At 72.0% G+C, this 21,730-nt stretch carries 15 protein-coding genes and 2 pseudogenes; 6 read left to right on the forward strand and 11 right to left on the reverse strand.

Features of this window, described 5'->3' with window-relative positions; genetic code table 11:
- Window positions 1-31: 31 nt before the first annotated feature.
- Window positions 32-523 (reverse strand): hypothetical protein, encoded by a 492-nt coding sequence (locus ACFV6X_RS27680; protein WP_385387865.1) that lies wholly within the window; start codon window positions 521-523, stop codon window positions 32-34.
- Window positions 524-1,059: 536 nt separating this feature from the next.
- On the opposite strand from ACFV6X_RS27680, the gene ACFV6X_RS27685 reads away from it, so the two are divergent.
- Window positions 1,060-4,431: an ALF repeat-containing protein gene (locus tag ACFV6X_RS27685; RefSeq protein WP_385387764.1), complete on the forward strand. Its 3,372-nt coding sequence runs from the start codon at window positions 1,060-1,062 to the stop codon at window positions 4,429-4,431.
- Between the two features lie 345 nt (window positions 4,432-4,776).
- Here ACFV6X_RS27685 and ACFV6X_RS27690 read toward each other — a convergent pair whose 3' ends face one another.
- Entirely contained in the window at window positions 4,777-6,306 is a 1,530-nt protein-coding gene (locus ACFV6X_RS27690; protein WP_385387766.1) for an aldehyde dehydrogenase (NADP(+)), read from the reverse strand.
- Between the two features lie 150 nt (window positions 6,307-6,456).
- Between ACFV6X_RS27690 and ACFV6X_RS27695 the strand changes: the two genes are divergently transcribed.
- The gene (locus ACFV6X_RS27695) at window positions 6,457-7,230 is read left to right on the forward strand and encodes an IclR family transcriptional regulator (RefSeq protein ID WP_365451597.1); all 774 of its coding nucleotides are present in this window, start codon (window positions 6,457-6,459) and stop codon (window positions 7,228-7,230) included.
- Window positions 7,231-7,380: 150 nt separating this feature from the next.
- The gene (locus ACFV6X_RS27700) at window positions 7,381-8,832 is read left to right on the forward strand and encodes a penicillin-binding transpeptidase domain-containing protein (RefSeq protein WP_385387768.1); all 1,452 of its coding nucleotides are present in this window, start codon (window positions 7,381-7,383) and stop codon (window positions 8,830-8,832) included.
- A 43-nt stretch (window positions 8,833-8,875) separates the two neighbouring features.
- Here the strand turns inward: ACFV6X_RS27700 and ACFV6X_RS27705 are convergent, their stop codons facing one another.
- The 7 genes and pseudogenes from ACFV6X_RS27705 to ACFV6X_RS27735 all read right to left on the reverse strand — a co-directional run bounded on the left by ACFV6X_RS27705 (window position 8,876) and on the right by ACFV6X_RS27735 (window position 16,162).
- Complete coding sequence (locus ACFV6X_RS27705; RefSeq protein ID WP_385387770.1) at window positions 8,876-10,333, reverse strand: NCS2 family permease; 1,458 nt, start codon at window positions 10,331-10,333, stop codon at window positions 8,876-8,878.
- A gap of 198 nt (window positions 10,334-10,531) precedes the next feature.
- Window positions 10,532-11,277: pseudogene (locus tag ACFV6X_RS27710) on the reverse strand (extracellular solute-binding protein); the annotation flags it as partial.
- Window positions 11,251-12,003, reverse strand: a pseudogene (locus ACFV6X_RS27715) (carbohydrate ABC transporter permease); the annotation flags it as partial. The pseudogenes ACFV6X_RS27715 and ACFV6X_RS27710, both read right to left, overlap by 27 nt.
- 93 nt (window positions 12,004-12,096) lie before the next feature.
- Window positions 12,097-13,827: an L-arabinonate dehydratase gene (gene araD / locus ACFV6X_RS27720; protein ID WP_385387772.1), complete on the reverse strand. Its 1,731-nt coding sequence runs from the start codon at window positions 13,825-13,827 to the stop codon at window positions 12,097-12,099.
- Window positions 13,824-14,732, reverse strand: a complete 909-nt coding sequence (locus tag ACFV6X_RS27725; RefSeq protein WP_385387774.1) for a dihydrodipicolinate synthase family protein — start codon at window positions 14,730-14,732, stop codon at window positions 13,824-13,826. The genes araD and ACFV6X_RS27725 overlap by 4 nt, the downstream gene beginning before the upstream one ends.
- Entirely contained in the window at window positions 14,729-15,397 is a 669-nt protein-coding gene (locus ACFV6X_RS27730; RefSeq protein ID WP_385387776.1) for a GntR family transcriptional regulator, read from the reverse strand. Before ACFV6X_RS27730 ends, ACFV6X_RS27725 begins: the two co-directional genes overlap by 4 nt.
- A gap of 168 nt (window positions 15,398-15,565) precedes the next feature.
- A complete protein-coding gene (locus ACFV6X_RS27735) occupies window positions 15,566-16,162 on the reverse strand; it encodes a TIGR03086 family metal-binding protein (protein ID WP_385387778.1) in 597 nt (198 codons plus the stop codon).
- Window positions 16,163-16,293: 131 nt separating this feature from the next.
- Here ACFV6X_RS27735 and ACFV6X_RS27740 point away from each other — a divergent pair, with 131 nt between their 5' ends.
- On the forward strand, window positions 16,294-17,529 hold the full coding sequence (locus ACFV6X_RS27740; RefSeq protein ID WP_385387780.1) for an MFS transporter: 1,236 nt from the start codon (window positions 16,294-16,296) through the stop codon (window positions 17,527-17,529).
- On the opposite strand, the gene ACFV6X_RS27745 is transcribed toward ACFV6X_RS27740, so the two are convergent.
- Both ACFV6X_RS27745 and ACFV6X_RS27750 read right to left on the reverse strand, forming a co-directional pair.
- Window positions 17,466-18,629, reverse strand: coding sequence for a hypothetical protein (locus ACFV6X_RS27745; RefSeq protein WP_385387782.1), 1,164 nt, complete (start codon window positions 18,627-18,629; stop codon window positions 17,466-17,468). The two genes, ACFV6X_RS27740 and ACFV6X_RS27745, sit on opposite strands and share 64 nt — an antisense overlap.
- Window positions 18,626-19,567 carry a 5-dehydro-4-deoxyglucarate dehydratase gene (locus ACFV6X_RS27750; RefSeq protein ID WP_385387784.1) on the reverse strand — a complete coding sequence of 314 codons (942 nt, stop codon included), beginning with the start codon at window positions 19,565-19,567 and terminating at the stop codon, window positions 18,626-18,628. The genes ACFV6X_RS27745 and ACFV6X_RS27750 overlap by 4 nt, the downstream gene beginning before the upstream one ends.
- A gap of 244 nt (window positions 19,568-19,811) precedes the next feature.
- On the opposite strand from ACFV6X_RS27750, the gene ACFV6X_RS27755 reads away from it, so the two are divergent.
- A complete protein-coding gene (locus tag ACFV6X_RS27755; RefSeq protein ID WP_385387785.1) occupies window positions 19,812-20,621 on the forward strand; it encodes an NAD-dependent epimerase/dehydratase family protein in 810 nt (269 codons plus the stop codon).
- A gap of 301 nt (window positions 20,622-20,922) precedes the next feature.
- Window positions 20,923-21,690 carry a DeoR/GlpR family DNA-binding transcription regulator gene (locus tag ACFV6X_RS27760; protein WP_385387787.1) on the forward strand — a complete coding sequence of 256 codons (768 nt, stop codon included), beginning with the start codon at window positions 20,923-20,925 and terminating at the stop codon, window positions 21,688-21,690.
- The last annotated feature ends 40 nt before the right edge of the window (window positions 21,691-21,730 follow it).

Genomic DNA, 21,730 nt, shown 5'->3' on the forward strand with positions numbered 1-21,730 from the left:
GACGGATCGGACAGAAGGGCTCGGCGGGGCGCTACTTGGAGGTCCGAAGCTCCAGGAGCGTCCACTCACGGGCCTGTTCGTCCGAGCTCTCGCCCACGGGGGTCCAGGCGTTCTTCGTGATGTCGTACGACTGCTGCTCGGTACCGACCGTCATGTCCGCCTCGGTCGTGTAGTCGTTGCCCCGGATGAGGTAGACCGAGGGCAGCTCCAGGGTCAGCCAGCCGGAGTTGCCCTTGACGTCGAAGCAGACCTTGCTCCTGTCCCGGGCCTGGACCTCCAGCTGGCCGGTGCCGCTCGCGCAGTCGGCGAGCGTGATGTGGCCGTCGCCCCGCTTGAGCAGGATGTTCTTCTCGGCGAGGATCTTGTCCGCCTGCGGGTAGTCGAAGTCCTCGACCGCGTAACCCGGAGCCTCTCCGGCCACCGCGGCAGTACCTGCCGGGGCGTGGGACCCACCGGGGACGCCGGCCGCCAGGGCGGCCCATGCCAGAGCGCCGACCGCCGCGGTGCCCAGGGCGCGGGTCAGAAATCTCCCGCGTCGTTGCTGTATCGCAAATCGGCGCAGCTGCGCCGCAAATGTGGTGCGCGACTTCATCACTTTCCTCAACTCGTTGCTTCCAAAAAGATGTCCGTAACGTGGTTCAAGGCATGCGTGAAGGAATCGTCTTTCCCCCGTACAAAAAAGCCCCCCAAGAGCCGGGAGGCCGCCTTCCCCTCCTACATGCCACCCTGCTCCCCAGGGGTTTGTCCACTCCGCCAACAGCCCCAAAACGGACGGCAGTTGAGAGTGAGGCGTGACTCTCGCCACACAACTGGAATGGTTGTAGGGACTCTTATAAAGAAACTATAACGAAGGCGCGCCACGCTCTTCTCGGACGGATTTGATTCGCGGCACCAAATTGATTGCGCTGTGCACGCGCGTTGGTATGGTCACGTCATTGCGCAGGCAACGCATACGCCTCACGGGGGGCCACACATGACTGCCCGGGCATGCGGGGGATGCCTGCCGTGTCAGTGATCGCCGAGCTGCCTCGCCGGCAGAAACCACGAGGGCAACTTTCTATGCAGACGATTTTCTGGAGTCGCAGACGGCTCCTCGGTTCGCTCGCCGCCGTCACGGCCGCCGCCGCCACACCCCTGGCGTGGACGCCCGTGGCCCGCGCCGCCGAGACACCGGCCACGACGGCCGATCCACTCACCCTGCCGAACACCGACCGGGCGAAGGTGGTCAGGGCCTGGATGACCGGTGGCAGGGCCACCAAGGCGGCGGCTGCCGACGCGCTCTTCGGCACCGACGCCGACATCCAGGTCTTCCTCGGTCAGACCCTGCCGAGGGTGACGACGGAGGACAACCGCGTCGCGATCGCCAGCTACCTGGCCCGTTCCGGCAAGGGCTTGCGCCGCGAGGCCACCGCCGCTCTCGACGGCGGCGACAGCACGATTGCCGCCTTCCTCCAGGGCGGATACGAGTCGGCGCTCCTGGAAGACCTCCAGGTCGCCACCGCCACGCTGTCGGCCACCGGCGGAAAGGCCGTCCAGCGCAAGGCGTCCGCAGCCCTGGACACGGGCACGCGGGCGGCGCTGGAGTCTTTCCTGACGGAGGGCCAGTACGCCGCCCGCCTGGAGGACTCGCAGCTCCTGGTCGCCGCCATGCTGGTCAACGCCGGGCCCGAGGTGCAGAAGTACGCCAACCGCGCCCTGAACGGCACCGCGACGGACATCCAGTGGTTCCTCGACACCGGCCAGCACATCGCGCGCGCCCGCGACCAGGAGACGGCGACCATCGAGGAACTCGTCGCCGTCGTCGACAGGGAGGGCAAGCGCGCCCAGGCCGAGACAGACCTCGCCGTCGAGGCGTCCGAGCGGGCCCTGGCCGCCGCGGCCGAGGCCAAGAAGGCGGCGGAGAAGGCCGCGGCCGAGGCGGAGGCCGCGAAGGAGGACGTACAGAAGTCCGCCGCGGCGGCCCGAAAGGCGGCCGGCGCGGCCAAGGGCGCCGCGAACGCCGCCCGTATCGCCATCAACGCCTCCAACGCGGCCGTGAACGCCTCCCGCCGCGCCTCCTGGGCGGCCACGGCCGCCTCCCAGGCCGCGTCGGCCGCCGGAGGAGCCGCATCCCGTGCCTACAACGCGGCCATCGCCGCTTCCAAGGACGCGAGCAAGACCCAGGCGGCCAAGGACGCGGCGGTCGCGGCCCGCAACTCCGCCGCCAAGGCCCGTACCGCGGCCAAGGCCGCCGACTACGCGCGGGCCGCCTGTGCCCAGTCCGTCAACGCCAGTGCCTCGGCCGCCTCCGCGGCGCGTGACTCCGCGGCCGCCGCCACCGCCGCCGCGCAGGCCGCTGCCGCGTCCGGAGTCGCCCAGTCGCAGGCCGCCGAGGCCAAGCGCCAGGCCGCCATCGCCACCGCCGCCGCCAACCGCGCCACCAACGCCGCCTCCACCGCGCAGGCCCTCGCCAACACGGCGGCCTCCGCCGCGCGCGTCGCTCGGGACGCCGCCAACTCCGCCGCCGCCCACGCCGAGAAGGCAGCCGACGCCGTCGACGAGGCCGTGGCGAACGCGGGCAAGGCCATCGACTTCGCGAACAAGTCCACCGCCCACGCCGGCGAGGCCGTCAAGGCCGCCGACACCGCCACCAAGGCCGTCGCGGACGCCGTCGCGGTCGCCCAGGCGGCCCGGAACGCCGAGCAGGCGCGCCTTGAGCAGGAGCGGCTGCAGGGCCTGGACGAGGCCCGGCTGCTGGCCGAGATCGAGGCGGACGAGCAGGCCGAGTACGCGAACAAGCGGGCGCAGGAGGCGCAGACCGATCAGACGATCAAGGACCTGATCAGCGCCGCCGAGAAGGCCCTGTTCACGGACGGCGACCTGTCGCTCGCCGCCACTCTGGGCCGCAAGGCCGCCACCGGGCTGCTCGACGCCAAGGGCGCGTGGACGCGGGAGGCCGCCCAGTTCGCGCTGTCCGGCAGCGACGACGACGTGTTCTCCTGGATCGACCTCGACCGGGCGGTCGCCCGGAACCAGGACGACCGGGAGACCGTCCTGTACATCGCCCAGGTGTCCAACCCCGCCATCGCGGCGGCGGCGCACGCGGCGCTGGCCAGCAGCAGTTCCACGGCGGTGGGCGACTTCCTGACCTCCGGGGTGATCCGGGCCTCGCAGGACGACAACCGGGTGCAGATCGGCCGCATCCTCGACCAGAAGCCCGGTAGGGCCGTCACCGAGGCGGCCAACGACGCACTGGACAAGAACACCCCTGAGGCGTTGCAGGACTTCTTCGACCGCACCTACCCCGCCGCCGTACGGGAGGACGACGCGGTCGAGACCGCGACCTCGGTGGCGAACGGAGGCGAATACACCAAGGCCTACGGGGACGTCGCCCTGGAGGGGCCGACGTGGATGCGCAGGAACTTCGTCCAGGTGGTGCAGTACTCCTCGGCCCAGCTCGACCACGACTCCGCCACCCACGTCGCCGCGATCCAGGGGGCGATCGCCGCCGCGGCCAAGACCGCCTACACGGCGCAGCAGACCGCGGCACTGGCGTCGCAGGTGGCGGCGACCGCCCGCGAGGCGGCCGAGGAGGCGCAGGACTGGGCGGACAAGGCCATCGCCGCGGGGGCGAAGGCCGGCCAGTACTCCGACCAGGCCCGGCAGAACGCCGACGCGGCGGACAAGTCGGCCGCGGACGCGCGGGCCTCGGCGAACAAGGCCTCGGCTGCCGCGACGACGGCGCGCAGCGCCTCCCGCTCGGCGAACTACTCCGCGAACAAGGCCATCGACGCGGCCCGTTCGGCCCTGAACTCCGCCTACAGCGCCCAGGCGTCCGCGGCCAGCGCCCGCCAGTCCGAACTCGAAGCGGGCCGGGACGCGGCCGCGGCGGCCGCCGCGGCCAACCAGGCGCGCGCCATCGTCGTCCAGAAGCGTCAGGAGGAGGCCCGGGAGGCCGCCCGGGAGGCCGCCGAGAAGGCGCGGGAGGACCGGGACAACGGCAGGGACCCGGCCGACAGCGACACCAACGACGAGGTCAACGAGAACGGCAGCGGCGGCGACAACGACGACTGGTGGTCGGACGCCGGCTGGTGGGCCGACGCCTTCAACTACGTCAGCGTCGGCGCGGGATTGATCTCCGCCGGCCTCGGCGTCGCCAGCCTCGTCTTTCCCCCGTTCGCGGTCGTCGGTGTCCCGGCCGCGGCCGTGTTCGGCGGCATAGCGATGGGTGCCGGCGCGCTGGGCACCCTGTTCACCGGCATCGAACACGGCTTCACCAGCAGCGAGTTCATGTGGTCGGCGGCCGGCACCGCGCTGAGCCTGGTCACCTACGGCCAGTCCAGGTGGATCACCCCGGTCGCCAAGAGGGTGGCTCCCGCGGTGAAGCGGGTCGCGGAGGAGGGCAAGGAACTGGTCTCCTCGATCACCAGCGGCCTGTCGTCGATGTTCTGACCGCCGTCTCGGCGTCCCGGGCGGGTCACACGGATCCTCCGCCCGGGACCCCGCGCGGGTCGGCGCCCGTCCCGATCGACAACGGCTGCACCGGCGTGGCGTCGGTACCCGGCCCGGACGGCGCCGGGGTGGTGGCCCGCGGCCCGGAGGCATCGAAGCGTGGCCGCCGCCGAGTTGCAGGTCGGCGGTCGGAACCCGTCATGCCGGCCACTACCGCCCCGACCGGCGCCACGCTGGGAGTACCTGGATTTCGGGCTGTCCCGCCGCGTTCACGCGGGGCGCTCACCGAGGCGCGCCCCGCGTCCTGTGGCGCCAGGCCGTCGGGAACCGGGTGGCTTTCCTCCTTCACCGCTCCAGACGGCCGTTGAACCGCCGGGGCAGCCCCAGCGGGTTCCCGTCCCGCAACTCCGGCGGCAGCAACGCCTCCGGCGCCCCCTGGTACACGACCGGCCGCAGCCACCGCTCGATCGCCGTACCGCCCACGGAGGTGGACGTCGAGGTCGTGGCCGGGTAGGGCCCGCCGTGGTGCTGGGCCGGCGCGACCGCGACTCCGGTCGGCCACCCGTTCACCAGCACGCGCCCCGCGAGCGGCGTCAGCTCCGCGAGCAGCTCCGGCCCGCGCCCCTCCCCCGCGGCCTCCTCCGCCGACAGATGCACCGTCGCCGTGAGGTTGCCCGGCAGCCGGGAGAGCACGGCCGTCGCCTCGCCCGCGTCCTCGTAGCGGACCACGACCGTGACGGGCCCGAAGCACTCCTCCAGCAGCAGGTCGTGCGCGCCCTCGCGCGCCAGCTTCCGCGCCGGCACCGTCAGGAAGCCCGCGCTGACCGTGTGCTCACCGCCCGCGCCGGGCGTCACGGGCGACTCGACGCCGTCGAGCGCGGCCCGCTCGGCGACGCCGGCGACGAAGTTGTCCCGCATCCGGTGGTCCAGCAGCACGCCGGCCTCGGTGTTGCTGACCGCGTCCGTCAGCGACTTCACGAGCCGGTCCCCCGCCGCGCCGGACGGCGCCAGCACCAGCCCGGGCTTCACGCAGAACTGCCCCACGCCCAGCGTCATCGAGCCCGCGAGCCCGCCGCCGATCTGCTCGGCGCGCTCCTCGGCAGCCGCCTCCGTGACGAGCACCGGGTTCAGGGAGCCCAGCTCGCCGTGGAAGGGGATCGGGACGGGGCGGGCGGCCGCCGCGTCGAAGAGGGCGCGCCCACCGCGTACCGAACCGGTGAACCCGGCCGCCGCGACCAGCGGATGCCCGATCAGCTCCACCCCCGCCTCGAAGCCGTGGACGAGGCCCACCACCCCGTCGGGGATGCCGTGCTCCCGGGCGGCCCGGCGCAGCACCTTGGCGACCAGCTCGGACAGCGCCGGGTGGTCGGGGTGGGCCTTGACGACGACGGGGCAGCCGGCGGCGAGCGCGCTGGCGGTGTCACCGCCGGCGACGGAGAAGGCGAAGGGGAAGTTGGAGGCGGAGTAGACGGCGACGACGCCCAGCGGGACCTTGTGGCGGCGCAGGTCGGGGACGGGCGGGGTGGCCGTGTCGTCGGGGTGGTCGATGACGACGTCCAGGAAGGCGCCCTCGTCGACGATGCCGCCGAAGGCCCGCAACTGGTAGCACGTGCGCGCGAGTTCGCCGGTCAGCCGGACGGGGCCGAGCGCGGTCTCGGCGTCGGCGGTCTCCACGAGCCCGTCCCGCGCCGCCTCCAGCTCGTCCGCGGCGGTGCGCAGGAAGGCCGCGCGGACGGCGCGGTCGGCGAGGGCGCCCCGGGCGGCGTGCGCGGCGCGGACGGTGGTTTCCACCTCCTGGGCTGTGGCTTCCACCGCAACCTGTTCCCGCTGCTTCCCGGTACGGGGGTCGACACTCCAGACTGGTGCTGCTGCCACCGCGGGTCCCTCCAGATGTCTTGCCGCAGTACGTAGGTCACTCTCCACGTCACCGACCAGCGCTGTTCGATATACTGAACGCTGTCTCTGTTCGTGAATATGATGGAGACTATATCTCTGGTTTCCCGTCGAACGAAGGGGTCAAAGGCGATGTCGGCAGCCGAGACAGGCGGCGGGGCGCAGGTCAAGTCCGCGGTGCGGACGGTGGAATTGCTCGAGTACTTCGCGGGAAGTCCCGGTATGCACTCGCTGGCCGCCGTCCAGGAGGCCGTGGGCTACCCCAAGTCGAGCCTGTACATGCTGCTGCGCACCCTCGTCGAGCTCGGCTGGGTGGAAACGGACGCCACGGGCACGCGGTACGGCATCGGCGTGCGGGCGCTGCTCGTCGGCACGTCGTACATCGACGGCGACGAGGTGGTCGCGGTGGCCCGGCCGACCCTGGACCGGCTCTCGGACGACACCACGGAGACCATCCACCTGGCGCGCCTGGACGGCACCAACGTCGTCTATCTCGCCACCCGCCAGTCGCAGCACTACCTGCGCCCGTTCACCCGGGTCGGCCGCCGGCTGCCCGCGCACTCCACCTCGCTGGGCAAGGTGCTGCTCAGCACCTTCTCCGACGAGCAGGTGCGCAAGCTCCTGCCGGAGACGCTGCCCGCGCTGACCGAGCACACCATCACCGACCGGGAGAAGCTCATCGAGGAGCTGCACCAGGTACGGGAGCAGGGCTACGCCGTCGACCGCGAGGAGAACACCCTCGGCCTGCGCTGCTTCGGCGTGGCGATCCCCTACCGCACCCCGGCCCGCGACGCCATCAGCTGCTCGATCCCGGTGGCCCGGCTCACCCCCGCGCACGAACAGATGGTGAAGGACGCCCTGTTCGACGCCCGCGACCGCCTGACGCTCGCCACGCGGAGGCTGTGAGCCACGGGGCTTGCCCGGCCTCCCCCGTGCGGCCCGGGACCCTGTCCCAGGCGGTGATCGCGGCGTACGAGGCCGGTTTTCTGAGGAGCGGATGAGAAATGCGGACGGAAGGGAACGTTCCGCCCCGTGCCGCTCGTCTTCAGTAGCGGAATGAACAAGACGATCAGGCGGGCGTCGGTCTTCACGCTGCTCCTGGTGCTGGTCCTGCTGGTCCGGGCCACCTGGGTGCAGTTCTACGAGGGCCAGGCACTCGCGGACGACAAGGACAACCGGCGGAACGCGATCGAGCTGTACAGCGAGCCGCTCGGCAACATCGTCGTGGCCGGCGACTCGGTGACCGGCTCGGCCCGGACGACAAGTGGCGACCTCAGATACAAGCGGACGTACAAGGACGGCGCGCTGTACGCGGCGGTGACCGGCTACAGCTCGCAGGTCTACGGCGCCACCCAGCTGGAGGGCATCTACCAGGACCTGCTGGACGGCAGCGACACGCGGCTGAAGACCGTGATGGACACGGTCACCGACAAGCGCGCCGACCCCGGTGACGTGATCACGACGATCGACCCGGACGCCCAGCGGGCGGCGTTCGAGGCGCTCGGTGACAAGAAGGGCGCCGCCGTCGCGATCGACCCGAAGAGCGGGAGGATCCTGGCTGTCGTCTCCACCCCGTCGTACGACCCGTCGGAGATCACCGCGGGCAACTCGGAGGTCTGGACGCAGCTCACCGAGAACGACGAGGACAAGCCGATGACCAACCGGGCGCTGCGCCAGCCGCTGCCCCCCGGCTCCACCTTCAAGCTGGTGGTGGCGGCGGCCGCGCTGGAGGACGGGCTGTACGCGTCGGTGGACGACAGGACGAAGAGCCCCGACCCGTACCCGCTGCCGCAGTCCTCGGACAACCTCACCAACGAGAACCCGGACGCGCCCTGCGAAAACGCGTCGATCCGGGTCGCGCTCCAGTACTCCTGCAACAACGTCTTCGGCAAGATGGCCGTCGACCTGGGCCAGGACAAGGTCCGCGCGATGGCGGAGGAGTTCGGGTTCAACGACGGCGAGCAGGACGTCCCGGTGCGCGCCTACGAGAGCGTGTATCCGAAGGACATGGACGACGCGCAGACCGCGCTGTCGGGCATCGGCCAGTTCGACGTGACCGCGACGCCGCTCCAGATCGCCATGGTGTCCGCAGCCCTGGCCAGCGGGGGCGAGCTGGTCGAGCCCCACATGGTGTCGAAGATCACCGATCACAGCGGCGATGTACTGGAGGACTACGACGACAACGCCTCCAGCAGGGAGATCGTCAGCTCGGAGACCGCCGAGCAGTTGCAGTCGGCGATGCAGACGGTCGTCGAGGAGGGCACGGGGTCGAACGCGCAGATCCCCGGCGCCACCGTCGGCGGCAAGACGGGTACGGCCCAGCACGGCGAGAACAACAGCAAGACGCCGTACGCCTGGTTCACCTCGTACGCCAAGTCCGACTCCTCGGACAAGGAGGTCGCCGTGGCGGTGGTGGTGGAGCAGTCGGACGCGGAGCGCTCGGAGGTCAGCGGCAACGGACTGGCCGCGCCGGTGGCCAAGGCCGTCATGGAGGCGGCGCTGCGGTAGGGCGAGGGGGGCGACCCGACGGGGTTGCCCCCCTCTCACCACCTCACCTGACGCCGAGAAGCTGCTCGATCGGGTCGATCGCGAAGTACACCAGGAACAGCGCCGAGGTCCCCCACAGCAGCCAGTGGACCTCCTTGGCCTTGCCGAGCACCGTCTTGATGACGACGTAGGCGAGGAAGCCCGCGCCGATGCCGTTGGTGATGGAGTACGTGAACGGCATCACGGCGATGGTCAGGAACGCCGGGACGGCGATCTCGTAGCGGTCCCAGTCGATGTGCTTGACCTGGGTCATCATCAGGAAACCGACGGCGACCAGGGCCGGGGCGGCCGCCTGGAGCGGGACGATGGTGAGCAGCGGCGTGAGGAACAGGGCGAGGGCGAACAGGCCGCCGGTGACGAGGTTGGAGAAGCCGGTGCGTGCGCCCTCGCCGACGCCGGCCGCCGACTCGATGTAGGACGTCGCGGACGAGGAGGACGCGGCGCCGCCCGCGACGGCCGCCGCGCCGTCGATGAGCAGGACCCGGCCGAGGTTCGGGACCTTTCCGTCCTCGTCGAGCAGCCCCGCCTCGGCGCTGATGCCGACGACCGTGCCCATGGTGTCGAAGAAGTCGGACAGGATCAGCGTGAAGATCAGGAGTACGACGGTGACGACGCCGACACCGGGCTCGCCGAACGCGCCGAAGAGGTCGAAGTCGCCGATCAGGCCGAAGTCGGGGCTGTCGACGACCTGGTCGGGCCAGGCGGGTGTGGTCAGGCCCCAGGTCTTGATGTCGGCGAGGGAGTCGACGAGTATCGCGACGACCGTCATGGTCACGATGCTGATCAGGATGGCGCCCTTGACCCGGCGGGCGAGCAGCCCGACGGTCAGCAGCACCCCGAGGCAGAAGACGAGCATCGGCCACCCCGTGAGCGTGCCGGAGCCGCCCAGCTGAACGGGCACGGTGGTGTTCGCGGCGTCCGGGATCCGGCTGACGAAGCCGGCGTCGACGAAGCCGATGAACGCGATGAACAGGCCGATGCCGACGCTGATCGCCTGCTTGAGGGGCTGCGGGATGGCGTGCATCACGGCCTCACGCAGGCCGGTCACCACCAGGACGCAGATCAGCAGGCCTTCGACGACGATCAGGCCCATCGCGTCGGCCCAGCTCATCAGCGGGGCGATCTGGAAGGCGACGACGGCGTTGAGGCCGAGTCCGGCGGCGAGGGCGAGGGGCAGGTTGCCGCCGACGCCCATGACGACGGTCATGACGGCGGCCACCAGGGCGGTGGCGGTGGTGAGTTGGACGGCGTCGAGCTGCTGGCCGTACTTGTCCTCGGCGCTGCCCAGGATGAGGGGATTCAGGACAAGGATGTAGGCCATCGTGAAGAACGTGGCGAGACCGCCGCGTATCTCCCGGCCGAAGGTGGATCCCCGTTCGGAGATCCTGAAGAACCGATCGACCCCGTTCCCCGCCGCGGGCGGCTCACTTGGCCGGTCGGTCGCCTTCCTCAGTTCGGACATGGCTGAGCTCCCTGATGCCTGAATGATCGATGTGCGAACGCTGGCAGGATTGTTCCCACGCGCCACCACGTCCAGGTTTTCCCCGTGTTACGGAATCGGCCTTCCCCGCCCCGGATCGGGGCACGGGGAACTGCGCGACCGATCGGGGACGGCCCGTGGCGCGGGGGCCGCGGGCCGTCCCACTGTCGTGCCGGCGTGCTAACCCTTCTGCCGGCTCCACTCGGCCTGGGCCTCGTTCAGCTGGTCGGCCAGTGTGTTCAGGAAGTCCTGCGGGCTCAGGTCGCCCAGCAGGACCTTCTGGAAGTTCGGCTCGTTGTCCGCCTTGGAGATCGTGTTCCAGTCCGGCAGGTGGTACGGCAGTTGCACGATCGTCGTCGAGCCGTCACTCAGCGCCTGCGCGGCCAGCTTCGTCGGCTCCGCCTCCGAGATCCACGCGTCCTTCGCCGCGTCGGCGTGCGAAGGCACCTGGCCCGCCGTCCTGTTGAACTTCGAGTTCTGCGCGTGCGACGTGGCGAACTCGATGAACTTCCACGCGGCTTCCTTGTTCCTGGAGGCCCTGAACAGCCCCATCCCGTCCACCGGGTTGGACACCTGCACCCGCTTGCCCCCGGGCCCCGTCGGCTGCGGAATCCCCCGGAACCTCTCGCCTCCCAGCGCCTTCACGTGGTCCTGGTACGAGCCCAGGTTGTGGTTCAGCATCCCGATCGTGTGCCGGAATCCCACTGCGCCACCATCTTGGTGAAGTCGTTGTTGAGGTCGGCGGCCGGGGTGACCTTCTTGTACAGGGCGGCGTACTTCTCCAGCGCCGCCACGTTCGCCGGGTCGTTCACGGTGGTCTTCCCGCCGCTCGCGTCCCAGAAGGACGTGATGCCCGACTGCCCGTACATCGCGTCCAGGGCCTGGGCGATCGAGCCCGCGCCGCCCCGGATCGTGTACCCGAACTCCCAGACCGCGCGCAGCAGCGTGGACAGCACGATGGCGTCCTTCAGGTGCGGCAACGTGATGTGCCAGAACTGCTTCAGCCGGCTCGCCCCGTCGACCTCGACGGCCTCGTACAGGTCCTTCGAGACGGACTGGAGGTCGGCGAGGATGAGGATCGCGAAGAAGGGCACTCCGCGCCACAGGTCGGCGACGACCGCCGCCGGGAAGACGGTGGAGGTGTCCGAGAGCCAGCTGGTGCCGTAGGAGCCGACGCCCAGGTCCGCGAGGTAACGGGTGATGCCCGTCTGGGAGTTGTAGAGCAGCACCCAGATCGCCGAGGTCAGCACACCGGAGACGGCCCACGGGGAGAAGACCAGTGCCCGCCCCAGCGCGCGGCCCATGAACGTCTGGTTGACGATCAGGGCGAGGGCGAGCCCGAAGAGCAGCTGGAGCCCGACCTCGACGACGACCCACTTCGCGCTGAAGACCAGCGTGTCCCAGAAGACCGGGTCCTCGGTGAACGCGTGGACGAAGTTGTCGAGGCCCGCGAAGCCGTTCCGCCACGGTTTGGTCGGGTTGTACTCCTGGAGGCTGTAGTAGAAGACGCTGAGCACCGGGTAGGCGATGAAGCCCAGCATCAGCAGGGCCGCCGGGGCGATCAGCAGATACGGCAGTCCGCGCGGCGTGGCGGAGGCACGGCGCCGCCTCGGTGGCGGGGGCGGTTACGCCACGGCTGCGGCTTGGGCCATGACTGTTCTCCGTTCTCGGTGAAGCTCGGTGAAGCCCTTTCCGATCGTCGTTCGAGATCTCGACCGCATGGTGTCGCGGCCGGGGGTGGTGGTTCAGCCCGCGTACGGGTCCCGCACCGTGCCCGGCCGCGCGAGGAACGCGAAGTCGCAGCCGGTGTCCGCCTGGGTGATCTGTTCGCTGTAGAGCGCCCCGTAGCCGCGCTCGTACCGGGCGGGCGGCGGCGTCCACGCCGCCCTGCGGCGTTCCAGCTCGGCGTCGTCCACGTCGAGTCGGAGGGTGCGTGCCGCGACGTCGAGGGTGATGGAGTCACCGGTCCTGACCAGGGCGAGCGGGCCGCCGACGTGCGACTCGGGCGCCACGTGCAGCACGCACGCGCCGTAACTCGTGCCGCTCATCCGGGCGTCGGAGATCCGCACCATGTCGCGGACGCCCTGCTTCAGCAGATGGTCGGGGAGGGGCAGCATGCCGTACTCGGGCATGCCGGGGCCGCCCTTGGGCCCGGCGCCCCGCAGCACCAGCACGCTGTCCGCCGTGATGTTCAGGGACGGGTCGTCGATGGTCCGCTGCATGGTCCGGTAGTCGTCGAAGACGACCGCGGGGCCGGTGTGCTCGAGCAGGTGCGGTGCGGCGGCGATGTGCTTGATGACGGCGCCGTCCGGGCAGAGGTTGCCGCGCAGCACGGCGACCCCGCCCTCGGGCGCGACCGGGTTGTCGCGGGGCCGGATGACGTCGTCGTCGTGCACCTGGGCGCCGGCGAGCTGTTCGCGCAGGGTGTCGTGGGAGACGGTGGGCCGGTCCAGGTGGAGCAGGTCCGGGATGCGGGAGAGGAACCCGGGCAGCCCGCCGGCGAAGTGGAAGTCCTCCATGAGGTACTTCCGGCCGCCGGGCCGGACGTCGGCGAGCACCGGCACCGTGCGGGCGATGCGGTCGAAGTCGTCGAGGGTGAGCCCGACCCCCGCCCGGCCCGCCATGGCGATGAGGTGGATGACGGCGTTGGTGGAGCCGCCGAGGCCCAGGACGGTGGTGACGGCGTCCTCGAAGGCGTCGCGGGTGAGGATGTCGTTCAGGGTGCGGCCCCGGTGGACCAGTTCGACGATCCTCAGGCCGGCCGCGGCGGCCATCCGGTCGTGCCCGGAGTCCACGGCGGGAATGCTGGACGCGCCGGGCACGGTCACGCCGAGCGCCTCCGCGGCGGCGGTGAGGGTGGACGCCGTGCCCATCGTCATGCAGTGACCGGGCGAGCGTGCCAGGCCGCTCTCCAGCTCGGCCAGCTCGCAGTCGCCGATGAGGCCGGCCCGCCTGTCGTCCCAGTACTTCCACATGTCGGTGCCGGAGCCGAGCACCTCGCCCCGCCAGTGGCCGGGCAGCATCGGCCCGGCGGGCACGAAGACGGTCGGCAGGTCGACGCTCGCGGCCCCCATGAGGAGGGCGGGCGTGGTCTTGTCGCAGCCGCCCATCAGGACCGCGCCGTCGACCGGGTACGACCGCAGCAGTTCCTCGGTCTCCATCGCGAGGAGGTTGCGGTAGAGCATCGGGGTCGGCTTCTGGAAGGTCTCGCTGAGCGTGGCGACCGGGAACTCCAGCGGGAAGCCGCCCGCCTGCCAGACCCCCCGCTTGACCGCCTGGGCGCGATCACGGAGGTGCACATGACAGGGGTTGATGTCGGACCAGGTGTTGAGGATCGCGACGACGGGCTTGCCAAGGTGTTCCTCGGGCAGATAGCCGAGCTGGCGGGTCCGGGCGCGGTGACTGAAGGACCGCAGGCCCTCCGTGCCGTACCACTGGTGGCTTCTGAGCTCCTCCGGGCGCTTCCTGGCGGTCATGCCGACCACCCGGAGGCGATGGCGGCGACCTCGGCGCGCTCGTTGCCGGGCAGCTGTCTGCTCGGCGGGCGGACGTCGCGGCGGCACAGCCCGAGGGAGGCGAGGGCCTCCTTGACGACGGTGACGTTGTCCGCGGAACCGTTCGCGGCACGCAGTTCCTCGAAGCGGCGGATCTGCTCCCAGACCTTCATGGCGGCCGGGTAGTCGCCGGAGCGCAGCGCCTCGATCATGTTCAGCGAGACGGCCGGGGCGACGTTCACCAGGCCGGAGGTGAAACCGGTGGCGCCCGCGGAGAAGTAGGACGGGGCGTACGGCTCGGCGAGGCCGGCCACCCAGACGAACCGGTCCAGCCCCGCGTCCCGGGCGAAGGCGGCGAAGCGGGCGGCGTCCGGGACGGCGTACTTGACGCCGACGACGTTGGGGCAGGCGTCGGCGAGTTCGGCGAGGCGTGCGCCGGGCAGCCGCGCGTCGCGCAGGTAGGGGACGACGCCGAGCTCGGGGACGGCCTCGGCGATCGCGCGGTGGTAGTCGACCCAGCCGCTCTGCGAGACGTACGGGTGGACGGGCTGGTGGACCATCACCATCCGGGCGCCGTGCTCCCGGGCGTGCCGGGCGGAGGCGACGGCGGTGGGCACGTCGTGGCCGACGCCGGCCAGGACCACCGCGCGGTCGCCGGCCTCGTCGAGGGTCAGCTCGGTGACGAGGCGGCGCTCCGCAGGGGTGAGGGCGTAGAACTCGCCGGTGTTGCCATTGGGCGTGAGGGTCCTGATCCCGGCGTCGAGCAGCCGACGCAGCAGGGCCCGGTGGGTGTCAGGGTCGACGGATCCGTCCTCGGCGAACGGGGTCACCGGGATCGCCACCACGTCGGCCAGGGCCTCCCGCTGGGTCTCGAAGGTCGTGGTCATGCCGGGCCGCCCTCTCCCCGGGCCCCGGCCTCCGCCGCGGGGAAGGCCCGCTCGACGAAGGACGCGATATGGGCGTGCAGGGCGCGCGCGGCACCGTCGGCGTCCCTGTCCAGGGCCAGCCGCAGGATCTCGCGGTGCTCGGCGGCCTCCCGCTCCCAGGACGGGTCGGCGGCCCAGGCGACGGCGGAGACGAGGGCGGCCTGGTCGCGGACCTCGTCGAGCATCCGGCCGAGCAGGGGGTTTCCGCAGGGCACGTAGAGGGCGCGGTGGAACTCCCGGTTGGCCAGGGACCTTTCGGCGGTGTCGGTGGCCTCGTCGGCGAGGGTCAGCGCGGCCCGCGCGGCGTCGAGGGCGGCCCCGCGCCGGACGGACCGCCGCAGCGCCTCCGGCTCCAGCAGCAGCCGCACGTCGTAGACCTCGCGCGCCATGTCCGCGTCCACCATGCGCACGGTGACGCCCTTGTACTGGTTCGTCACCACCAGTCCGGTCCCGGCGAGCGTCTTGAGCGCCTCGCGCACCGGAGTCTTCGACACCCCGAACTGCGCGGCGAGGTCGGTCTCCACCAGGGCCTGGCCGGGCGTCAGCCGGCCGGTGAGGATGCGGCGTTTGATCTCCTCCAGCACGTACTGCGTGCGGGAGGGGATCGGCGTGGGCACAGAGGTCATGCGCGCCTCTCGGATCTCGCGTCGCGTACCGGGATCGTGTATCGGATCTCGCGTATCGCGTCTCATATATGACGTACGAAGTACGACGCGTTGAAGGTAGGAGCGCCTCTGTGGTTCGTCAATGCCTCTGACAGAAGAAGTAGGGACAGGCGAGGCCGGTGCTCGGTGTCACCGGCCGGGGCGCCACCCCGGGTCCCGGCCGCTCAGTCCCACGGCCCGGTCGAGCAGCGGCGCGTCCTGCGGGACGGTGACGACGGGACCGAACAGGCTCCCGTCACGGACCGTCTCCTCGGCCGCCGCGAGCAGGAAGCCGTACGCCGAGCGCAGCGCCGCCGGGTCGGGCTCGTAGGGCCGGCCGGTGGCGCGGGCCAGGTCCCAGGCGTGGATCAGCAGTTCGTCGGCCGCGATCACGCCCGCGAGATCGCCGGGCAGGTCCACGCCGCCCGCCCGGGTCATGCCGGTCCAGGCGGCCGGGTCGCGCCAGGCGTCGGCGAGTTCGTCGAGGGCCTTGGGCAGCTCCTCGCGCCAGCCGGGGCCGATGTCCGGCACGGCCGTGTCCGGGGCGGTGTCGGTCGTCGGGCCGAGCGCCTTGCGCCCGGCGTCCCGGAAGGCGACGGAGAGTCCCACCAGGTGCCCCAGCAGGTTGCGCACCGCCATCTTCGGGCACGGCGTCGGGTCGGCGAGCTGCTCGTCTGTCACCCCGGCGGCGAGCTCCGCGACGATCCTGGTCTGCGGGCCGAGGTCGAAAGGGGTCGGGTCGGTCATCGGGTGCTCCTCGAGGGTGGTGTCCTGGGAGGCAGACCTATGCCGGCGCCCGAAATCATCGGTCCCCGGTCCGGTTTCCCAGGCACTTGCCCGATCCGGGCCGAGGGGCCTTGGACCGACGATGACCAGTCATGACCGGTACGCACGGCAACACCGACGGGAGCGGCGGGATCCGGCGCCTCCTGGGCGACCGCAACGCGGCCCTCTACCTCACCGGCGTGGTGATCTCCGGCCTGGGCACCTCCGCCCTGTGGCTGGCATCCGGGGTCTGGGTGAAGGAGCTGACCGGCTCGGACGGCCTCGCCGCGCTGAGCCTGCTCGCCATGTGGGCCCCCACCCTCGCCGGCCCCCTCCTGGGCGCCCTGGCCGACCGCGTCCGCCGCAAGCCCCTGCTGATCGGCACGAACCTGCTGATGGCGGCGCTCCTGCCCGCGCTGCTCACGGTGGACGCCCCGGCGGACGTGTGGCTGCTGTTCGCGGTCCTGTTCGTGTACGGCGCGGCAGGCGTCGTCCAGGACGCCGCCGAGTCGGCGCTCGTCACCGCCGCGCTCGACCCCGCCCTGCTCGGCGACTTCAACGGCCTGCGCCTGACCCTCGCCGAAGGCACGAAGCTGATCGCCCCGCCGGCCGGCGCGGCCGCCTACGCGGCGTACGGCGGGGCGAGCGTGGCGCTGCTGGACGCGGCCACGTTCGTGCTCGCGACGGGCCTCTACGCCGCGCTGCGCGTCCGCGAGAACCCGCCCACCCCGGGTCGGCGCGCCCCCGTGGCCGAGGGCGCCCGGCACCTGTGGGCGCACCCGCGCCTGCGCCCCCTCGTCCTCGCCGGCGGCACGACCATGCTCCTCGCAGGTTTCAACGGCGCCCTGGTGTACGCCGTCGTGGAGCGCCTCGGGCACCCCCCGGCGTACGCGGGTGTCCTCGCAGCCCTCCAGGGGCTCGGGTCGGTCGTGGCCGGCCTCGCCTCGGGCCCCGCTCTGCGCCACCTCGGTGAGCGCCGGTTCGTGGTGGCCGGGATCGTGCTCACCGGCGTCGCGGTGGCGCTGCGGGCGGTGCCGTACGACCCGGCGGCCTGGGCGGGCAGCGTGGCGATCGGCGCCGGGCTGACCTGTGTGCTGATCGCCGCCCTGACCGGCGTACAGCGGGACACCCCGGACGCCCTGCTGGGCCGCGCGGCCGCCACGGCAAGCACCCTGCTGTTCGCCCCGAACGTGCTGGGGCTCGCGGCGGGAGCGGTCCTGGTCGAAGTGCTCCCCCACCAGCCGCTGCTCGTACTGCTGGGCGTGGCCCTGCTCCTGACGCCGCTTCAGCTGCTCCTCAGGGCCTCCCGCACCGCCGCGAGGTCGCCGTCCGACGCCAGCCCGGCGTGATAGAGCCGCAGTTCCGTGGCCCCGAGGGCACGCGCGCGTGCGGCGTCCTCGGCCAGGGCGCCGGGGCGCCCGCCCATCCCGGACACCACGGTGAAGTTGGCGGCGAGCACGGCGCCCTCGGGGGCCGACTCGGCGAACGGCGTCAGCGGGCCCGCCCCGCTCGTGCACGGCACGACCACGCCGTCCGCGACGGACAGGATGTGCGCCGGGTCGACGCCCGCGTTGGCACCGCAGTGGTACGACACCGGATCCGCGTGGAGGAGGACCTGGAAGCCCTCGGGTGCGGCGGCGCGGACCGCCGCGACCGCCGTCTCCTGGAGGGTGCGTGCCGTGTCGTCGCGCCACGCGCGCGTGGCGGTCGCCAGGGTCTCGCCGAGCAGCTTCCCGACGCCCGCCCAGCCCCCGTCCGACGGCGCGCCCTGCCACACCGGCTCCAGCGCGGTCCGTACGGCGCCGGCCAGCCGGTCGGGGTCGAGGCCCTGCGCGGCGTAGCCCGCCCGGCAGGCGGGGCAGAAGCACAGCGACATCAGGTACTGGCCGGCGTCCCCCAGGGCGACGCCCGCGATCTTGTCGTGGGCGTGCAGATGGGCGAGGCCGTACCAGCCGAGGGACTCCAGCTCGGTGCCGCGCGCGCCCGGCCGTACGGCGGCCTCCGCGGCCAGCTCCACGAGGTACGCGCGAGTGGCGGGCTGTGCGACGCAGGGCGCCCAGGGATAGCGGTCGCCGTACGCGTTGGCGACGGAGGTGTCCGGATGCTCGGCGCCCAGCCGGGAGTTGTGCGCGAGGACCACCCATGTGTGCACCTGAAGGCCGGCGTCCGCGAGGGCGGCGGCCGCCTCGCCGTACGCGTCGCCGGGCGCCCAGTCGCCCGCCGGGCAGGGGCGCAGGGGGCGGCCCTCCCAGCGGGCGCCGGGCGGGTAGAGCACGGCGGCGTGCTCGGCGGTGACGACCCGGTGGCGGGGGTGTCGGGGCGTGAGGGCGCGCGTGGAGTGGTAGGCGGCGGCGAGCGTCACCTGGTCCACGCCGAGCTCGGCGATTCGGGCCGGGGCCCCCGGGTCCCCGTTGACGTCCCAGGGGTAGAGGAACGCCGACGCCTTCACAGGCCCTCCTCCAGCAGCGCGTGGCCACGCTCGATCACCTGGGCGAGCTGCTTGACGTGGTCCTCGCCCGGCTCGTGCAGCGGGGGGCGCACTTCGCCCACATCGAGCCCGCGCAGCCGTACGCCCGCCTTGACGAGGGAGACGGCGAAGCCGCGGCCCTGGGCGCGCAGTTCGACGAACGGCCGGTAGAAGCCGTCCAGCAGGCGGTGGACGGTGCGGTCGTCACCGCGGGCGAGGGCGGCGTGGAAGGCGAGGGCGATCTCGGGGGCGAAGCAGAACACGGCCGAGGAGTAGAGCGGGACGCCGATCGCGCGGTAGGCGAGCTGGGTCTGCTCGGCGGTCGGCAGTCCGTTGAAGTAGAGGAAGTCGCCCGGGACTTCGGTGCGTACGGCGCTCACGATCCGCTGCATCAGGTCCAGGTCGCCGAGGCCGTCCTTGAGGCCGATGATCCCGTCCGTGCGGGCGAGGTCGGCGACGGTCTCGGGGGTGAACACGGCGTTGTCGCGCTGGTAGACGACGACCGGGAGGGCGGTGGCCGACGCGAGCTCCCGGTAGTGCCGCAGCAGGCCCTCCTGCCCGGCGAGGACGAGGTACGGCGGCATGGCGAGCAGCCCGTCCGCCCCGGCCCGTTCGGCGGTCCGGGCGTAGCGCGCGGCGAGCGCGGTGCCGTATCCGGCGCCGGCGACGACCGGCACGCGCCCCGCCGTCTCCTCCACCGCCGCCCGGACGCAGGTCTCGAACTCCTCCGGTGTGAGCGCGTGGAACTCGCCGGTGCCGCAGCAGGCGAAGACGGCGGCGGCTCCGGCCTCGACCCCCCGGCGGACATGGGCACGGTAGGCGTCGAGGTGCAGGGAACCGTCGGGTCCGAAGGCGGTGACCGGAAAGAACAGCGGCCCGCTGGGGACGCTGAGGCGGGCGGCGAGCGGTGCTGGCGTCACAGGCTCTCCAAGGTCCATATTCATGTTTCGCGTCCACATTCCTGAACATGCTCACGCTAAGGTGGTGACCCGCGGGGGGTCAAGCAGGTCAACCCCCGATGCACCAGCGGATTCCCTGCCTCCGCGCGCCTCTTGACGGGCGTGGTCCCGCTCCTTAGCGTGTCCACGCATGTGAATTCCGTGCACGCATACGGTCGTTCGCCCACACCGCTCGCTCATGGAGACCCCGCAAGGAGACCCGAGGATGCCCGCTCCCCGCACCGTTCTGCTCACCGGCGCCGCCGGCGGGCTCGGCACCCTGATGCGGGACCTGCTCCCGGCGTACGGGTACACGCTGCGCCTGCTCGATCTGCGTCCCGTCGAGGGCGCGCCGGACGCGCTCGCCGCGGACCTGGCCGACCGGGCGGCCCTGCGCGAGGCCGTGCGGGACGTCGACGCGATCGTCCATCTCGCGGGCATCTCCCTGGAAGCCCCCTTCGAGAAGATCCTCAAGGCGAACATCGAGGGGACGTACAACCTGTACGAGGCCGCCCGCGAGGAAGGCGTCCCGCGCGTCGTCTTCGCCTCCTCCAACCACGCCGTGGGCTACACCCCGCGGCCCCGGGACGGCGACCCGCTGATCCCGATCGACGCCCCGCGCCGCCCGGACACCTTCTACGGCCTGTCCAAGTCCTTCGGCGAGGACCTCGCACAGTTCTACTGGGACAAGTACGGCATGGAGACCGTCTCCGTCCGCATCGGCTCCTGCTTCCCGGAACCGACCAGCGTGCGCATGCTCTCGGTGTGGATGAGCCCCGCCGACGGCGCCCGTCTCCTCCACGCCGCCCTGACGGCCGAGAACGTCGGCCACACGGTGGTCTACGGCTCCTCCGCCAACACCCGCCTGTGGTGGGACCTCTCCACCGCGCGGGCGCTCGGCTACGAGCCGCAGGACGACTCCGAGCCGTACGCCGAGAAGCTCGTCGCCGAGCAGGGCGAGCTCGACCCGGCCGATCCGGCGCACGCCTGCCTGGGCGGCCACTTCGTGACCGACCCGCCGATCTGGCAGTACTGACGAGATCTCGACCATCACAGGGCGGCCGGGCAGGAAGCGGGCACGCCCGCCCCCGCATTCGGGCACAGCCCGAGATACGGTCCGGCAACCCCCTCAGGGGCGCGGGGAACCGCGCGACCAGCCCCGACGGACCCACGGACGACACACGACCTCTCCCCACGGAACGAGGCGCACCCACGACCGAACGGGCACACACGGGCACCATCACTCCCCTGACAGACCTGGTCACGACCCCGCACCCGCTGTAGAACTTCCCCACAGGGCCCGAACGGGCAGTGCGGCGAGGAGGCGGGTGACAGCCATGAACAGGACCGCGGAGGAACGGCAGCGCGAAATCGTGCGCGCGGCCCGGGCCAGTGGCTCCGTCGACGTCACCGCGCTCGCCACCCGGCTGGGCGTGGCCAAGGAGACCGTGCGGCGGGATCTGCGCGCCCTGGAGGACCACGGGCTGGTCCGCCGCACCCACGGCGGCGCCTACCCCGTGGAGAGCGCGGGCTTCGAGACCACGCTCGCCTTCCGCGCCACCAGTCACGTACCCGAGAAGCGCCGGATCGCGGCCGCCGCGGCCGAGTTGCTCGGGGACGCCGAGACGGTCTTCGTCGACGAGGGCTTCACCCCGCAGCTCATCGCCGAAGCACTTCCCAGGGACCGGCCGCTGACCGTGGTCACCGCGTCCCTGCCGGTCGCGGGCGCGCTCGCCGAGGCGGAAGGTTTCTCGGTGCTGCTGCTCGGCGGCCGGGTCCGCCCGGGCACGCTGGCCACAGTCGACCACTGGACGACGAAGATGCTCGCCGGCTTCGTGGTCGACCTCGCCTACATAGGCGCCAACGGCATCTCCCGGGAGCACGGCCTGACCACTCCCGACCCCGCGGTCAGCGAGGTCAAGGCGCAGGCGGTGCGGGCCGCGCGGCGCACGGTCTTCGCGGGCGTGCACACCAAGTTCGGCGCGGTCAGCTTCTGCCGGTTCGCCGAGGTCGGCGCGCTGGAGGCCGTCGTCACCAGCACCCTGCTGCCCACCGCCGAGGCACACCGCTACTCCCTGCTCGGCCCCCAGGTCATCCGCGTCTGAGGACCCGACGCACCCCCACCGGGCTCTCCTCACACCCAGT

This window comes from Streptomyces sp. NPDC059861, from assembly GCF_042731435.1.
Lineage (GTDB): Bacteria > Actinomycetota > Actinomycetes > Streptomycetales > Streptomycetaceae > Streptomyces.

What these genes read in the sequence shown, in the direction of transcription:
- ACFV6X_RS27685 (WP_385387764.1), top strand. Translation starts at nt 1,060, where the DNA reads ATGCAGACGATTTTCTGGAGTCGCAGACGGCTCCTCGGTTCGCTCGCC.
- ACFV6X_RS27760 (WP_385387787.1), top strand. Translation starts at nt 20,923, where the DNA reads ATGAACAGGACCGCGGAGGAACGGCAGCGCGAAATCGTGCGCGCGGCC.
- ACFV6X_RS27735 (WP_385387778.1), bottom strand. Translation starts at nt 16,162, where the DNA reads ATGACCGACCCGACCCCTTTCGACCTCGGCCCGCAGACCAGGATCGTC.
- araD (WP_385387772.1), bottom strand. Translation starts at nt 13,827, where the DNA reads ATGACCGCCAGGAAGCGCCCGGAGGAGCTCAGAAGCCACCAGTGGTAC.
- ACFV6X_RS27740 (WP_385387780.1), top strand. Translation starts at nt 16,294, where the DNA reads ATGACCGGTACGCACGGCAACACCGACGGGAGCGGCGGGATCCGGCGC.
- ACFV6X_RS27755 (WP_385387785.1), top strand. Translation starts at nt 19,812, where the DNA reads ATGCCCGCTCCCCGCACCGTTCTGCTCACCGGCGCCGCCGGCGGGCTC.
- ACFV6X_RS27705 (WP_385387770.1), bottom strand. Translation starts at nt 10,333, where the DNA reads ATGTCCGAACTGAGGAAGGCGACCGACCGGCCAAGTGAGCCGCCCGCG.
- ACFV6X_RS27700 (WP_385387768.1), top strand. Translation starts at nt 7,381, where the DNA reads ATGAACAAGACGATCAGGCGGGCGTCGGTCTTCACGCTGCTCCTGGTG.
- ACFV6X_RS27695 (WP_365451597.1), top strand. Translation starts at nt 6,457, where the DNA reads ATGTCGGCAGCCGAGACAGGCGGCGGGGCGCAGGTCAAGTCCGCGGTG.
- ACFV6X_RS27725 (WP_385387774.1), bottom strand. Translation starts at nt 14,732, where the DNA reads ATGACCACGACCTTCGAGACCCAGCGGGAGGCCCTGGCCGACGTGGTG.
- ACFV6X_RS27730 (WP_385387776.1), bottom strand. Translation starts at nt 15,397, where the DNA reads ATGACCTCTGTGCCCACGCCGATCCCCTCCCGCACGCAGTACGTGCTG.